Source organism: Candidatus Marivariicella framensis (assembly GCF_982709265.1).
Genome location: NZ_CEXPNT010000001.1, coordinates 39,220 through 53,968 on the forward strand (window position 1 = coordinate 39,220; position 14,749 = coordinate 53,968).

At 29.0% G+C, this 14,749-nt stretch carries 11 protein-coding genes; 4 read left to right on the forward strand and 7 right to left on the reverse strand.

Translation table 11 applies throughout. The annotated features are described in order from the left end of the window. Positions 1–36: 36 nt before the first annotated feature. From AC34EU_RS00205 to AC34EU_RS00215, 3 genes are read left to right on the forward strand one after another with little or no spacing between them, the layout of a single operon-like run. Positions 37–1,458: an ATP-dependent DNA helicase gene (locus AC34EU_RS00205; protein ID WP_487532899.1), complete on the forward strand. Its 1,422-nt coding sequence runs from the start codon at positions 37–39 to the stop codon at positions 1,456–1,458. A gap of 43 nt (positions 1,459–1,501) precedes the next feature. Beyond that, positions 1,502–2,239, forward strand: coding sequence for a 3-deoxy-manno-octulosonate cytidylyltransferase (kdsB, locus tag AC34EU_RS00210; RefSeq protein WP_487532900.1), 738 nt, complete (start codon positions 1,502–1,504; stop codon positions 2,237–2,239). Further along, complete coding sequence (locus tag AC34EU_RS00215) at positions 2,232–2,783, forward strand: 1-acyl-sn-glycerol-3-phosphate acyltransferase (RefSeq protein ID WP_487532902.1); 552 nt, start codon at positions 2,232–2,234, stop codon at positions 2,781–2,783. The genes kdsB and AC34EU_RS00215 overlap by 8 nt, the downstream gene beginning before the upstream one ends. Positions 2,784–2,785: 2 nt before the next feature. Here the strand turns inward: AC34EU_RS00215 and AC34EU_RS00220 are convergent, their stop codons facing one another. From AC34EU_RS00220 to gcvT, 3 genes are read right to left on the reverse strand one after another with little or no spacing between them, the layout of a single operon-like run. Then, entirely contained in the window at positions 2,786–3,499 is a 714-nt protein-coding gene (locus tag AC34EU_RS00220) for a YebC/PmpR family DNA-binding transcriptional regulator (protein WP_487532903.1), read from the reverse strand. A 38-nt stretch (positions 3,500–3,537) separates the two neighbouring features. Beyond that, positions 3,538–4,359 carry a sugar nucleotide-binding protein gene (locus tag AC34EU_RS00225; RefSeq protein ID WP_487532905.1) on the reverse strand — a complete coding sequence of 274 codons (822 nt, stop codon included), beginning with the start codon at positions 4,357–4,359 and terminating at the stop codon, positions 3,538–3,540. Positions 4,360–4,365: 6 nt separating this feature from the next. Then, on the reverse strand, positions 4,366–5,448 hold the full coding sequence (gene gcvT, locus AC34EU_RS00230) for a glycine cleavage system aminomethyltransferase GcvT (protein WP_487532906.1): 1,083 nt from the start codon (positions 5,446–5,448) through the stop codon (positions 4,366–4,368). Positions 5,449–5,512: 64 nt separating this feature from the next. On the opposite strand from gcvT, the gene AC34EU_RS00235 reads away from it, so the two are divergent. Further along, complete coding sequence (locus tag AC34EU_RS00235) at positions 5,513–7,132, forward strand: aminopeptidase P family protein (RefSeq protein WP_489666788.1); 1,620 nt, start codon at positions 5,513–5,515, stop codon at positions 7,130–7,132. On the opposite strand, the gene thrC is transcribed toward AC34EU_RS00235, so the two are convergent. The 4 genes from thrC to AC34EU_RS00255 all read right to left on the reverse strand — a co-directional run bounded on the left by thrC (position 7,129) and on the right by AC34EU_RS00255 (position 14,531). After that, entirely contained in the window at positions 7,129–8,424 is a 1,296-nt protein-coding gene (thrC, locus tag AC34EU_RS00240; protein ID WP_487532908.1) for a threonine synthase, read from the reverse strand. The two genes, AC34EU_RS00235 and thrC, sit on opposite strands and share 4 nt — an antisense overlap. Beyond that, positions 8,424–9,347 carry a homoserine kinase gene (locus AC34EU_RS00245; RefSeq protein ID WP_487532909.1) on the reverse strand — a complete coding sequence of 308 codons (924 nt, stop codon included), beginning with the start codon at positions 9,345–9,347 and terminating at the stop codon, positions 8,424–8,426. The genes thrC and AC34EU_RS00245 overlap by 1 nt, the downstream gene beginning before the upstream one ends. A gap of 2 nt (positions 9,348–9,349) precedes the next feature. Next, entirely contained in the window at positions 9,350–11,791 is a 2,442-nt protein-coding gene (gene thrA / locus AC34EU_RS00250) for a bifunctional aspartate kinase/homoserine dehydrogenase I (protein ID WP_487532910.1), read from the reverse strand. A 187-nt stretch (positions 11,792–11,978) separates the two neighbouring features. After that, positions 11,979–14,531, reverse strand: coding sequence for an ATP-dependent Clp protease ATP-binding subunit (locus AC34EU_RS00255; RefSeq protein WP_487532911.1), 2,553 nt, complete (start codon positions 14,529–14,531; stop codon positions 11,979–11,981). Between the last annotated feature and the right edge of the window lie 218 nt (positions 14,532–14,749).

The window sequence follows — 14,749 nt, forward strand, 5'->3', positions numbered from 1 at the left end:
GAATTGCTTGTTAATTATAATGCGTAGTTTTCAAAAATGAATTCATCTGAAATTTATTCAATCTTATCAAATACTTTTCCGCTAAAACCTACTTTAAAGCAAATTGACTGGTTTAAATCAATAGCTGATTTTTTAGATTCTCCTTTGAAAGAAAATGTTTTTTTATTAAAAGGTTATGCTGGAACCGGTAAATCAACTTTAATAGGTCACCTAGTTCAACATTTACAAAAATTCAGTTTTAAAAGTGTATTAATTGCACCAACAGGTAGAGCAGCAAAGGTTATTTCTAATTATTCTAATAGAAGTGCATTTACCATTCACAAACAAATTTATTACCCTAAAAGTGAAAAGGGTAGTGGTGTGAAATTTATACTAAAAGCTAATAAACATAAAAATACTCTTTTTATAGTCGATGAAGCTTCAATGATAGGGGATGATAGACAAAATTCAAAATTTTTTGAAAATGGCTCTTTATTAAATGATCTAATTCAATATGTTTCGACAGGAAACTCATGTTTTCTTATTTTGGTTGGAGATACAGCTCAATTACCTCCGGTTAATCTAGAGATAAGTCCAGCTTTGAGTAGAGAAGAGTTAGAAGATAATTATAATAAAAAAGTAACTGCTATAACTTTGACTGAGGTTGTTAGACAGCTTTCTGATTCTGGAATTCTATATAACGCAACAGTTTTAAGAGAGTTTATTTTTCAAGAAGTATTTAATAAATTTAGGTTTGAATTAAATAGCTTTGATGATATACAAAGAATACAAGATGGAGAGGAGTTGCTTAATATATTAGACAACTCATTTAATGAGTATGGGATTGATCAAGTTGTTTTTATTGTGAGATCTAATAAGAGAGCTAATTTATATAATCAAAACATTAGAAAAAGAATTTTATTTCTTGAATCATCACTATCAGTTGGAGATCAGTTAATGGTTGTAAAAAATAATTATTTTTGGATAAAACCTGAATCGCAAGCAGGTTTTATTGCAAATGGAGATATTATTGTTGTTGAAAAAATTAATAATATAAAAGAGTTTTACGGCTTTAAATTTGCAGAAATCACAGCTAAACTAGTTGATTATCCAGAAATGCCCTCTTTTGAAACAGTGGTTTTAACCGATACTCTTACGTCTAATACCCCTTCCTTAAACTATGAAGAAAGTCAATCTCTTTATAAATCAGTTCAAGAAGATTATAAAAATGAAAAATCTTCCTACAAAAAATTTTTAAAGGTTAAAAACAACCCTTATTTTAATGCTTTACAAGTAAAATATTCATATTCAATAACATGCCATAAATCCCAGGGAGGTCAATGGGATAGAGTTTTTGTAGAATATCCGTATTTACCAGATGGACCAAATAAAGACTTTTTCAGATGGTTGTATACTGCAATTACTAGAGCAAAGAAGGGATTGTATTTGGTGGGTTTTCCAAAAGAGTATTTTAATTAATGATTTATTAAAATTTGCATCTTTGTGTTATAATAATAAAAAAATGAAAATTATTGCAGTTATTCCAGCTAGATATGAAGCAAAAAGGTTTCCAGGGAAGCTTTTAAAAAAATTAGGTAATAAAACTATTATTGAACAAACTTATTTGGCTGCATTATCAACAGGTCTTTTTGATGATATCTATGTGGTAACTGATGATGAAAAAATTTTATCACTAATTGATAAAGTTGGTGGAAAAGCCATAATGAGTAAAGGGAATTTTGATTGTGGAAGTGATCGAATTGCTTCAGCTGTAATTGATATGGATGTTGATATTGTTTTGAATATTCAAGGTGATGAACCCTTTATAAATAAAAGTTCATTATCTGCTCTTATTGATGTTTTAATAAACGATAAAAATAATGAAATTTCATTAGCTTCCTTAATGACAAAAATTACTGATCCAAAATTAATTGATGACCCCAATACTGTTAAGGTTATATTTGATAATGAAAACTTTGCAATATATTTTTCTCGTTTTGGACTTCCTTTTAAAAGAGATAAACTTTTACCTCTGAAAAGTTATAAGCATATTGGAGTATATGCTTTTAGGAAAAATGCTTTAATTGAATTTTATAATCAGGATATGACTCCATTAGAAAAGTCTGAAAAAATTGAATGTCTCAGATATATTGAAAATCGAAAAAAAATTAAAATGATTTTAACAGAGTTTGAGGGGATTTCAATAGATACACCAGCAGATTTAGAATTTGCAAAATTAATATGGAATAACAATGAATAGTTTTTTTAAATGGATTTATTTTAACGTTTTAAAATGGAAGTTGGTTGGGGAAATGCCTAAAATCAACAAAATGGTTTTGCCAGTTGTTTCACACACTCATTGGAATGATTTTTTAATGGGAATTTTAATTCGAAATGTAATTAATGAACAAATTAATTTTGTTGGAAAAAAAGAAATCTTTGGACCACTAACAGGTTGGTTTTTTAAAATGATGGGTGGGACTCCAGTCGATAGAGGAAGTAATTCTAATACAGTTAGTGCTATCACTGAAATTTTTAAACAAAAAAATATATTTAGACTAGCTTTAGCTCCCGAAGGAACCAGAAAAAAAGTAAAAGACTGGAAAACAGGGTTTTATCACATAGCTAAAGCGGCTAAAGTCCCAATTTGTCTAGTAGCCTTTGATTATGGAAAAAAACAAATAGTTTTTCACCCACCTTATTATCCTTCTAATAGCTTAGAGAAAGATATGAGTTTTTTAAAAAAACAATTTAAAGGTGTTGTTGGAAAAATCCCTCAATATTCATGGGTCAATGATGATTGAAATTAAGAAAGATTCATAGAGTGATATACGTTTTGAACATCATCATCTTCTTCAATATTTTCAATTAATTTCTCTACTTCTTCTTGTTCTTCTTTTTTTATTTTTTTTATCGATGTTGGGATTCTTTCGAAACCAGAAGATAAAATTTCAATATTTCGATTTTCTAATTCCTTTTGTATTTTTCCATAGTTTTCAAATGGACCGTATAGTAATATACCATCTTCATCTATGAAAACTTCTTCAACCCCATGATCTATAAATTCTAACTCAAGCTCTTCAGGATCAAAAATATTTTTATCTAACCTGAAGTTGCAAGTTCGTTCAAACATAAATTCTACAGACCCTGAGGTACCAAGATTTCCATTTGCTTTATTAAAATAACTCCTAATGTTTGCAACCGTTCTATTATTATTATTACTTGTTGTTTCAACAAGAATAGCAACTCCGTGAGGGCCATAACCTTCAAAAAGAATCTCTTTATAATTTTCTGTGCTTTTGTCTGAAGCTTTTTTTATTGCTCTTTCAACATTATCTTTTGGCATATTAGCCGCTTTCGCATTTTGTATTACAGCTCTGAGTCTTGAATTGTTTATAGGGTCAGGGCCTCCATCTTTAACAGCCATGACAATATCTTTTCCAATTCGTGTAAAAGTCTTAGCCATAGCTGACCATCGCTTCATTTTTCTTGCTTTTCTAAATTCAAAAGCTCTTCCCATTATTTTATTTTAGGTACAAATATAAATAAATAAGGCCTTTAGATTCTTTTATGTATTAATTCTAAGTCATTCAGCCCTTCCTCAATACTATAATACAGATGAGGTGGTAGTTTGTTTTTTTTATTGAGCAGTGCTAAATATCCAATTTCATTTGACGAGTAAACTCTTTTATATATTGGTTTAATAAAATATCTAGAATCAACAATTTTTTCAATCAATTCAGAATGAGTTGTTAAATCATTGGATCCAAGATGAAAGATTCCACTTAAATTATGATTAATTATGTAATGAATTTGTTGAGTTAATCTCCAAAGACTACTAAAATTAATTATTGCATTTGGGAAAATTTCTATTGGAGTTCTTTTTTGAATACAAACATCGATTTCTTTAATTCTAGGAGATTTAGAGCCAAATATAATTGCTGATCTAATTATCACGCATTTTGTATAAGGTAATTTCAGTGTTAGGTTTTCTAACTTAATTTGTAATTTACCATATATGCTTTCTGATAAAGTTTTATCACATTCATAGGATGGATAGTTATGAAACGCATCAAAAACATTAGATCCAGACATTAACATTAACCTACAATTATTCCTAAGACAATATTTCACTAATTTCTTATGCACTTTGATTAAACTCTCATCTCCTCCTCTTAAAACATTAATAATTAATTTTGGTTTAGTTTTTTTTAAAATCGATTTTAATAAATTATAAGTCAAATTAAAATAGAAAAAATTATTATTTACAAAAGAATCATTTTTATAAAAAGTTGCATAAGTATTATAATAAGGGGCAAGTTCTTTATATAAAGAATTACCAACTGTTCCGGTCCCTCCAAGTATTAGAATATTTTTCAAAAACCACTATTTTATAAAAGGCAACTTTACTATTGACGCTTTTATTTTTTTATTTCTTATTTCAACATACAATTCGGTTCCAATGGATGAATATTTAGAATCAATATATCCTAGTCCAATACCTATCTCTAAAGATGGAGAATGAGTCCCTGAACTTATAAAACCAATTTCAATATTAAAATTGTTAAAAATTTTATACCCTGATCTTGGAATTCCCCTTTCTGACATTTTGAGTCCAATTAATTTTTTATTTGTTCCATTTATTTTTTCATTTTCAAACTGCTTATTGTTTATGCATCCAGAAGATGGCTTTGTTATCCAACCTAGGCCCGCTGCGATTGGAGATGTTTGATCATTTATTTCGTTTCCATATAAACAATATCCCATTTCTGTTCTAAGCGTATCTCTTGCAGCTAATCCAACTGGAATTATATTAAATTTTTGTCCGGCCTCAAAAACTAGTTTCCATATTTCTATAGTATCTTCATTTTTACAATAAACTTCAACACCTCCTGATCCAGTATAACCTGTAGTGGCTACTATCACATTTTTTTTACCTGCAAAGGTTGTAGTTATATGACTATAATACGATAAAGAGTTTAAATCAGCTTTTGATAAACGTTGAGCTACCTCAATAGCTTTAGGACCTTGAATTGCTAATAAAGAGATTTGACTAGAAATATTATTGATTTTAGCTTTGAATTGTTTATTCCATTTACTAATCCATTTCCAGTCTTTATCAATGTTTGAGGCATTTACAACTAAAAAATATTTATATTTTTCAATTCGATAAATAATTAAATCATCAACAACTCCACCCTTCTCATTTGGCAAACAATTATATTGTGCTTTTCCAATTTTAATTTTTTCAATGTCATTACTACAAATTTTTTGTAATAAGCTTAATGAATTCGATCCTTCAACTGTAAACTCCCCCATATGGGAAACATCAAATACACCAACACTATTTCTGACTGCCAAATGTTCTTTTTTTATACCTGTATATTGAATTGGCATTTCATATCCTCCAAATGGCGCCATTTTGGCTCCCAAATTTTTATGAATACTATTTAAAATTGTTTTTGTCATTTTTAAATTTTAAAAATATTAATTTTATAATTATAATTATTCAAAATTAAATTCATTTTTACACATGACAACTAAAACACTTTATAAATTTTTAATTATTTATTCATTGCTTTTACATGTGGATTTAATTGCGCAGGATAAGTATGGAATCTCAAATGAATTTCATTTAAAAAATAGAAATAATTTAAGAGATCAAATGCCAGATAATAGCGTCTCTGTTCTGTTTTCAAATCCAGTTAGAAATAGATCAAACGACGTTTACTATTCTTATCACCCTGACCCTAATTACTACTATCTTTCTGGGTGGAGAGAGCCTCACTCTGTTTTAGTGATATTTAAAAATAACATAAAAGACAGTATAGGGAGTTATAATGAAATTTTATTTGTTAGAGAAAGAAATCCTGATGATGAACAGTGGAATGGAAAAAGAAAAGGGGTAGAAGGAGCAAGAAAATTAGGTTTTGATAGAGTTTTAAGTAAAAAAAGTTTTTCAAAAATGAATTTCAATTTTGATAATTTTAATAAAGTTTTATTAAACCCATTTCAAACTGATGTAAAAGATATAATTGCAGATGAAAGTGATCTTTTTGACCTTCAAAATCAATTAAAAAATAAAATAAATTATCCAAATGATTTTAATCCCGAAGTTTTCAAATGGTATAATTTAATTTATTCAGTAAATAATAAAGATATTGAGAGATTAAAAAAACAACTTCGTTTTTTTTCGAATAGAAATAAACACTTATTAAATGATAAAATAATTCAAAAATTCATATCAATAAATACTGAAGACTTCATGAAAGAGGTAAATAGTGATTCATCATTTTTTATTCCAGAGTTTAATTTTGATTTTGATTTATTAGATAAGTATTTAACCAATCAAAGAGAAATTAAATCTACTGAAGAGGTTGATTTGATAAGAAAAGCAGTTGCAATCTCTTCAATCGGTCAATCAGAGGTGATGAAGGCTGTTAAGCCTGGGATGAGTGAAAGAGAAATTCAAGGACTACATCAGTATATATATAAGCGTTATGGAGCAGCTCATGAAGGATACCCCTCTATTGTAGGCTCAGGTGAAAACGCATGTATTTTACACTATATAACTAATGATAAAACCAATATTAAAAATCAATTAGTTTTGATGGATCTTGGAGCAGAATATGGAGGTTATACAGCTGATGTTACAAGGACAATTCCAGTAAATGGTAAATTTACAGATGAACAAAGACTTATATATAAAATAGTTTACGATGCTCAAGAGGCTGGAATTGAAATGGCTAAAAAAGGTAATTCATTTTCACAAATATATGAAGCAACCAAAATGGTTGCTCTTGATGGTTTAATAGAATTAGAAATAATAAAAGATGAAAAAGAACTAAGAACTTATTATCCTCATGGAGTAGCTCATCATATTGGTTTAGACGTTCATGATCCAGGAAATTATGGCTTACTATCAGAAAATATGGTTATTACTGTTGAACCTGGCATATATATTCCTGAAGGAAGTAACTGTGATCCTAAATGGTGGTCAATAGGTATAAGAATTGAAGATGATATATTAATTACAAATACCGGTAATGAGAATCTATCTAAGTTTGCACCTAGAAAATGGGATTTGATTGAAAAGACAATGATTTTAAAAAGTCCATTAGATAATTTTAATTTACCTAATCTTTCAAATTAACCTCCTAACAAGTATTCTTTAAGCTGACTGTAATCTGAAATTTTTATTGAATTCTTAACGCCTTTAAGGGTTTTATTTAATTTTTTTGGAATATCAATTTTTTCATTGATAGTTTTCTCAACAATTTCAGCAAATTTACAAGGATGAGCAGTTTCCATAAATATTCCAATTTGATTAGGGTTTTTTTTAAAATATTTTTTCAACCCTAAATAGCCTATAGCACCATGAGGATCAAGTATATATTTAGTTTTTTTATAAATATTTTTAATACATTTTTTTGTTTCATTATCATTAAAACTATAACCAGTCACATTTTTTTTAAGCTTATGAATATCATTATTAAAAATCTTTTGAACTCTAATAAAATTACTTGGGTTTCCAACATCCATAGCATTAGAAATTGTTTGAATTGTTGGTTTTGGAGTGTAAACTCCAGATTTCAAGTATCTAGGGATAGCATTGTTAAGGTTTGTGCATGCTAAAAAATGATTAATTGGTAATCCTAATTTTTGTGCAATTAATCCTGCGCAAATATTTCCAAAATTTCCACTTGGAACTGAAAAATTTATTGGAAGATTAAACTTACTTGCTTTTTGATATCCCGCAAAATAATAAAACATTTGAGGGAGCCATCTTGCTATATTTATTGAGTTTGCAGAAGTGAGTCTAATTTTTTCATTTATTTGAGTATCCATAAAAGCTTTTTTAACCATATCCTGACAATCATCAAAAACTCCTTCGACTTCCAGAGATATGATATTTTTCCCAAGAGTAGTCATTTGTTTTTCTTGAACTTCACTCACTTTCCCCTTGGGATATAATATTATAACTTCAACCCCCGGAACATTATAAAATCCGTCTGCAACGGCTCCACCAGTGTCTCCAGACGTAGCGACTAGTACAGTAATTTTTTCTTTAGAATTTTCATTAAAATAACCTAAACATCGAGCCATAAACCTTGCGCCCACATCTTTAAAAGCTAAAGTAGGTCCATGAAATAGTTCAAGAGAAAAAATATTTTCATCAACTTCAATTAAGGGAAAGTCAAAATTGAGTGTTTCTTCAATTATTGATTTGAGTTTTTTTTCAGGAATTGTATTCCCAACAAACTGATATATTGCTTCAAAAGCAATATTATGTATGGTATATTTATCTAAATTTTTTATTATTTTTTTTGATAATGATTTTATTTCGTTAGGATAGTAAAGTCCTTTATCTGGCGCAATTCCTTTAATTACAGCTTCTTTGAATGATTCTGATTTAGATAGATTATTTAAGCTGTTGTATAACATTATGTCAGTTTTCTAACTCCTTTAGAGTTTATTTTTGATATATATATATCAAAATCTATATTCAATTTTGAAATAATATTTTTAAAACTATTAGCGACTTCCTTTGCTATAATATAGCCTCTTGATAGTGCGAAAATTGATGGGCCAGAACCAGATATTCCACAACCTAAAGCTCCGGCCTCTAGAGCTGAATTTTTTAATGAGTAATATTTAGGTATTAATAAAGATCTTTCTTTCTCAACTATCTCATCGTTTAAGCTTCTAGATATTAAATTATAATCATTTGAATATAATCCACTTATTAATCCAGCAATATTTGCTGTTTGTTTTACCACGTTTTTTAAAGGAACTTGTGTTTTTAAAATTGCTCTTGCATGAGAAGTTTTTAATTCAATTTTAGGATGAATAATTGTAACAACAAGTTCTGATGGTGAAGGAAGTTTTATGATATCCAAAGACTTAAGATCTCTAATCAATGTGAAGCCTCCAAGCATTGCTGGAGCAATATTATCAGCATGAGCTTCCCCACTAGCTAACTTTTCTCCTTCTAAAGCAAAAGGAATAAGATCAATCTTTTTAATATCTCTTTCTAATAATTCATTAATTCCAAAAACTGCTCCAACTGCACTAGCAGCACTACTTCCAATTCCACTTCCCGCTTTAATTTTTTTATATATTTCTATTTCTATTCCAATTTCTGTAGGAAACTTGTTTAGATAAGATTTTGCAGCAACTCCAGCTACATTTTTTTCAATAGAAAGTGGTAGATTTTCACCTTCAATTTTTATTATACGTACTCCTGGTTTTTTTGATTTTTTTATAATCATTTCATCTCCAATCGTATCTAAACAAAGTCCAAGCACATCGAAACCACATGAAAGATTTGCTACACTTGAAGGAGAAAATATTTTGATTGAGTCCATGATTATTTTTTCCCTATTCTTATGATGTCTGCAAAAATACCAGCGGCTGTAACCTCTGAACCAGCTCCAGCTCCCTTAACCACGAGGGGTTGATCAGCATAACGATTAGTATAAAATAAAATTATATTATCACTCCCTTCGAGATTATAAAAATCATGACCTTGATTAATATGCTTTAAACCAACACTTGCTATTCCATTTTCTAACTCAGCTACGTATTTTAGTTTGCATTTTTTAGCCTCTGCATCTTTTAATATTTTATTAAAGTGATTTGAGTTGTTTTCTAAACTACTATAAAATTCTGCTTTAGAAAAGGAATTAATAGATTCTTCTGGCAAAAAAGAATTATTTTCCACTTGATCCATTTCAATATCTAAACCTGATTCTCTTGCCAAAATCAAAATTTTTCTAGCAACATCAACTCCACTTAAATCGTTTTTTGGATCGGGTTCGGTAAAGCCCAGTTTCTCTGCTTTCAAAACTACATCTGAAAAAGAAACTCCATTTTTAAAATTGTTGAAAATAAAGTTTAAACTACCAGATAAAACTGCTTGAATTTTTAATATTCGATCACCTGATGCAACTAAGTTGTTTAAAGTGTTAATAATAGGAAGACCTGCACCAACATTTGTTTCAAATAAAAATGGACTATTAAATTTTCTTGAAATAGATTTTAATTTCTTATAATTTTTTAAATCATCAGCACAAGCAATTTTATTACAAGTTACAACACCAATACTGCTATTTAAATATTTAGAATATTCTTTTGATATTGATTGACTAGCAGTGTTGTCAATAAAAATAGAATTTCTTAAGTTTTTTGATTTTATATGTTTAAAAAATAAAGTCCTATCTGCCTTAACACCATTTTCTAGAGAAAGTTTCCAATTTTTTAAAGCTATAGGGTTGTCGCTCAAAATCATTTTTTTTGAATTTGAAATGCCCATTACTCTTATTTTTAAATGAAGATTTATATAAAGATATTTTTCTTGACTACATATTTGCTCTAATAATTTTCCACCAACATTACCTACACCAGTTACGTATAGGTTTAATTCTTTAATTTGAGATTCAAAAAAGCTTTCATGTAATGTGTTTAATGCTTTTTCAATATTTACTTTATTAATAACAATTGAAATATTTCTTTCAGAGGCACCTTGAGCTATTGCTCTTATATTAATATTATTTGATCCTAGACTGCTAAATAGTTTTCCGCTAATACCTTGGTGATCTTTCATTTTATCTCCAACAACAGCTAGGTTGACCATGTTAGTTTCTATTTTTGAGGGACTAACTTTACCTAGGCTTATTTCAAACTCAAACTCTTCATCAATCGATTGTTTTGCTATTTCTGAATCTTCACTTCTTAATCCCAGACAAATTGAATATTCAGATGATGCTTGAGTAATCATTATGATATTAATATTTTTTTTTGAAATTGCTTTAAAAAGTCTATTTGAAAATCCGGGAACTCCCATCATGCCATTTCCTTCTAATGTTACAAGAGCTACATTGTCAATGTGACTAATACCTTTGACAATTTGACCATTAGTGTTATTAGTATTATTTATTAATGTCCCTTGATCATTTGGTTTAAAAGTGTTTTTTATAATCATTGGTATTTGTTTATCAATGATTGGATGAAGTGTAGGAGGGTAAATTACTTTAGCGCCAAAGTGGGACATTTCCATTGCTTCTAAATAAGATAGATTTTTTATTGGCATGGCTTGACTTACTATTTTTGGGTTTGCCGTATACATTCCACTTACGTCTGTCCAAATTTCTAAAATATCAGCATCTAAAATATTTGCTAAAAGTGCAGCTGAATAATCTGAACCACCTCTTCCCAATGTTGTTGGATCTCCATCTTTATTTGATGAAATAAATCCCGAAATTAATGTAACTCTATATTTGTTTTTTTTAAAAAAGTCAAGTACTTTATTTTTTGTATTGACTAGGTTAACAATTTCTTGATCATTCTTTTTTTTAGTCTCAATTAATTTTCTTGCATCAGCATAAACGATATCAATACTTTGACTTTTTAATATTTCAAATAAAATTGAGCAAGAAAGAACTTCTCCAAAACTTGTAATAGTTGCAGACGATTTTAGTGTTATTTCTTTTAATGAGAAAATAGAGTCAAGAAGACTTTCAAGAGAGTTAAGTTGATTTTTAACAAAGCTAATTACATTACTCTGCTTGTTAATAGGAATTCTGTTCTTAATAATTTCTATATGTCTTTGCTCTAAATCGTTGATTTTATTCTTATAACTTAAATCTCCGCTTCCAGCTTTTTTTAGCATCAGAGACAGAATGTCTGTAACACCACCTAGAGCAGAAACAACAACAGTGATTTTATTTGTGCCTTTTTTAATAATTTCTGAAACACAATCTATAGATTTTGCATTTGAAACTGATGTTCCTCCAAATTTTAAAATTTTCATTACTATTGAATATTAATATGTTTTTTGTACCCTTTATCGTAATTCAAAAAGCATTTTATCATGAGATGATAAATAAAAACCTATTACAGGTTGATGTTAAATTATATGTAAAGAAAACCTAAGAAATTAACTTTAACTAAAAATAGTCTAAAATGTTTTGTTCATGTTAATAATGGAAAATGTTTTTTCAAGAAGTTGTTGCTTTTACCTTAGAAATAGTAAGTTCCTTGTCATCACTTAAATGATCAATAGTGATGGAGTCACCATCATTTATTGAGTTACTAACTATTTGCTCAGCAATTAGATCCTCAACATATTTTTGAAGTGCTCTTTTAAGTGGTCTAGCTCCATATTTAGTATCGTAACCCTTTTCAACTATAAAACTTTTTGCAGACTTAGTTAGTGATATTGAATAGCCTAGTTTTTCAACGCGAGTCATTAATTTTTTTAATTCTATTTCAACAATTTTAGATATTGCTTTTTTATCCAATGAATTAAATATAATAAAGTCATCTATTCTATTAAGAAATTCTGGAGCAAATGTTTTCTTTAAAGCACTTTCAATTACCCCCTTTTGAAGATCGTCAGATTGAGCTTTTTGGGATGATGTTTCAAAACCAACTCCTGTTCCAAAATCTTTTAATTGTCGGGCTCCAATATTTGAAGTCATTATAATTATTGTGTTCTGAAAGTTAACTTTTCTTCCCAAACTATCGGTTAAAAACCCATCATCTAAAACCTGAAGTAACATATTGAAAACATCAGGGTGAGCCTTTTCTACTTCATCTAAAAGTATAACTGAATATGGACGTCTTCTAACCTTTTCGCTTAACTGCCCACCTTCTTCATAGCCAACATATCCAGGAGGAGCTCCAATTAATCTTGAAATAGCAAATTTTTCCATATACTCACTCATGTCTATTCGAATCAAATTTTCTTCAGATTCGAAAATTTCCTCAGCTAATATCTTAGCAAGTTGAGTTTTGCCAACTCCAGTCTGGCCAAGAAAAATAAATGATCCAATAGGTTTATCAGGGGCTTTAAGACCTGATCTGTTTCTCTGAATTGATTTAACTACTTTCTCAACAGCCTCTTTTTGACCAATAAGTTTTTCAGATATAGTTGAGCTTAGTTTGGAAAGCTTATTTTTTTCTGATTTTACAATTTTGTTTACAGGAATATTAGTCATCATAGAAACAACATCAGCAATATGTGTTTCATCAACTAATATTCTATTTTTCTTAGATGTTTCATTCCATTCTTCTTGAGCTGCTAATAAGTTTCGTTCAACCTTTTTTTCGTCGTCACGAAGTTTTGCTGCTTCTTCATATTTCTGTTTTTTTACTACAGCAGTTTTTTGCGCTCTAATTTTTTCTAACTCATCTTCAAGCTCAACAACTTCTTTGGGAACATTCATGTTTTGAATGTGTACCCGAGAACCTGCCTCGTCAAGAGCATCAATTGCTTTGTCTGGTAAAAAGCGATCAGATATATATCTGAAGCTAAGATCTACACAAGCTTTAAGCGCTTCATCTGTATATGTAACACTGTGATGGTTTTCATATTTATCCTTTATGTTTTTTAATATTTCAAGAGTTTCTTCAATTGAAGTCTCTTCTACTAATATTTTTTGAAAACGTCTTTCAAGAGCCCCATCTTTCTCTATGCTCTGTCTATACTCGTCTAACGTTGTTGCACCAATACATTGAATTTCTCCTCTGGCAAGCGCTGGCTTAAACATGTTGGATGCGTCAAGACTTCCGGTAGCTCCTCCTGCCCCTACAATTGTATGAATTTCGTCAATAAAAAGAATAATATTATTATTTTTTTCTAATTCATTCATCACAGCCTTCATTCTCTCTTCAAATTGACCTCTATATTTTGTTCCAGCAACAAGACTAGCAAGATCTAAAGTCACAACTCTTTTGTTGTACAAAATTCTTGAAACTCTTTTCTGAATTATTCTTAACGCCAACCCTTCTGCTATAGCAGATTTTCCAACTCCAGGTTCTCCAATTAAGAGAGGGTTGTTTTTTTTACGGCGACTCAAAATTTGAGAAACTCTTTCTATTTCTTTCTCTCTTCCAACTACAGGGTCTAGTTTGTCATTTAACGCCATATGAGTTAAATCTCTTCCAAAGTTATCTAAAACAGGGGTTTTAGATTTTTTATTAGACTTTGATTCTGATTTAGGAATAAAAGGGTTTTCTTTTTTTATTGAATCTTCATCATCATTTTCTTTTTCGTCAGGAAATGACGCACTCTCAGCTAAGTCTTGATATTCATTATTGTCATTAGAAATCAGAAGTTTAAATTGTTCTTTTACTGATTCATAGTCTATACTTAAATTTTGTAAAAGTTTAGTAGTTGGATCATTTTCATTTCTAAGAATGCATAATAATAAGTGAACAGTATTAATTAAATCACTTTGAAAAAGCTTTGCTTCTAAAAAAGTAGTTTTTAATGCTCTTTCAGCCTGCCGTGTTAGATGAAGGTTCTTTTTTTCATTAATTGAAAAGTTGGTTTCTATAACTGCTGGATTCAAAATTTCAACTTTTTTTCTCAATGAATCTAAATTAATCTCCATTGAGGTTAAAATTGAGATAGCTTTTCCTCCACCATCTCTTAATATACCGAGCATTAAATGCTCAGTTCCAATAAAATTATGTCCCAACCTTACAGCTTCTTCTTTGCTAAAAGCTATTACATCTTTAACACGTGGTGAAAAATTATCATCCATAAAATAAAATTATCTTTTAAATATATAGTGCAATAAATGTTCCAATATATATATACATGTTAAAAAGACAAAAAAAAATCCATTTATCAAAACTCTTGTCGTGTAAAATTATGATTAATTTTCATTAATTGAATGTTAATAAATTTCAAAATAAAACACCTTTATTTAGACATTAATTAAGACTCTTATAGCTATTTTCGTAAATACTGTAAAAAAAA

Bases quoted from the DNA above. Each gene is read 5' to 3' on its own strand.
- thrA (WP_487532910.1), bottom strand. From the start codon at position 11,791: ATGAAAATTTTAAAATTTGGAGGAACATCAGTTTCAAATGCAAAATCT.
- AC34EU_RS00255 (WP_487532911.1), bottom strand. From the start codon at position 14,531: ATGGATGATAATTTTTCACCACGTGTTAAAGATGTAATAGCTTTTAGC.
- AC34EU_RS00205 (WP_487532899.1), top strand. From the start codon at position 37: ATGAATTCATCTGAAATTTATTCAATCTTATCAAATACTTTTCCGCTA.
- AC34EU_RS00235 (WP_489666788.1), top strand. From the start codon at position 5,513: ATGACAACTAAAACACTTTATAAATTTTTAATTATTTATTCATTGCTT.
- AC34EU_RS00220 (WP_487532903.1), bottom strand. From the start codon at position 3,499: ATGGGAAGAGCTTTTGAATTTAGAAAAGCAAGAAAAATGAAGCGATGG.
- thrC (WP_487532908.1), bottom strand. From the start codon at position 8,424: ATGTTATACAACAGCTTAAATAATCTATCTAAATCAGAATCATTCAAA.
- AC34EU_RS00245 (WP_487532909.1), bottom strand. From the start codon at position 9,347: ATGGACTCAATCAAAATATTTTCTCCTTCAAGTGTAGCAAATCTTTCA.
- kdsB (WP_487532900.1), top strand. From the start codon at position 1,502: ATGAAAATTATTGCAGTTATTCCAGCTAGATATGAAGCAAAAAGGTTT.
- gcvT (WP_487532906.1), bottom strand. From the start codon at position 5,448: ATGACAAAAACAATTTTAAATAGTATTCATAAAAATTTGGGAGCCAAA.
- AC34EU_RS00215 (WP_487532902.1), top strand. From the start codon at position 2,232: ATGAATAGTTTTTTTAAATGGATTTATTTTAACGTTTTAAAATGGAAG.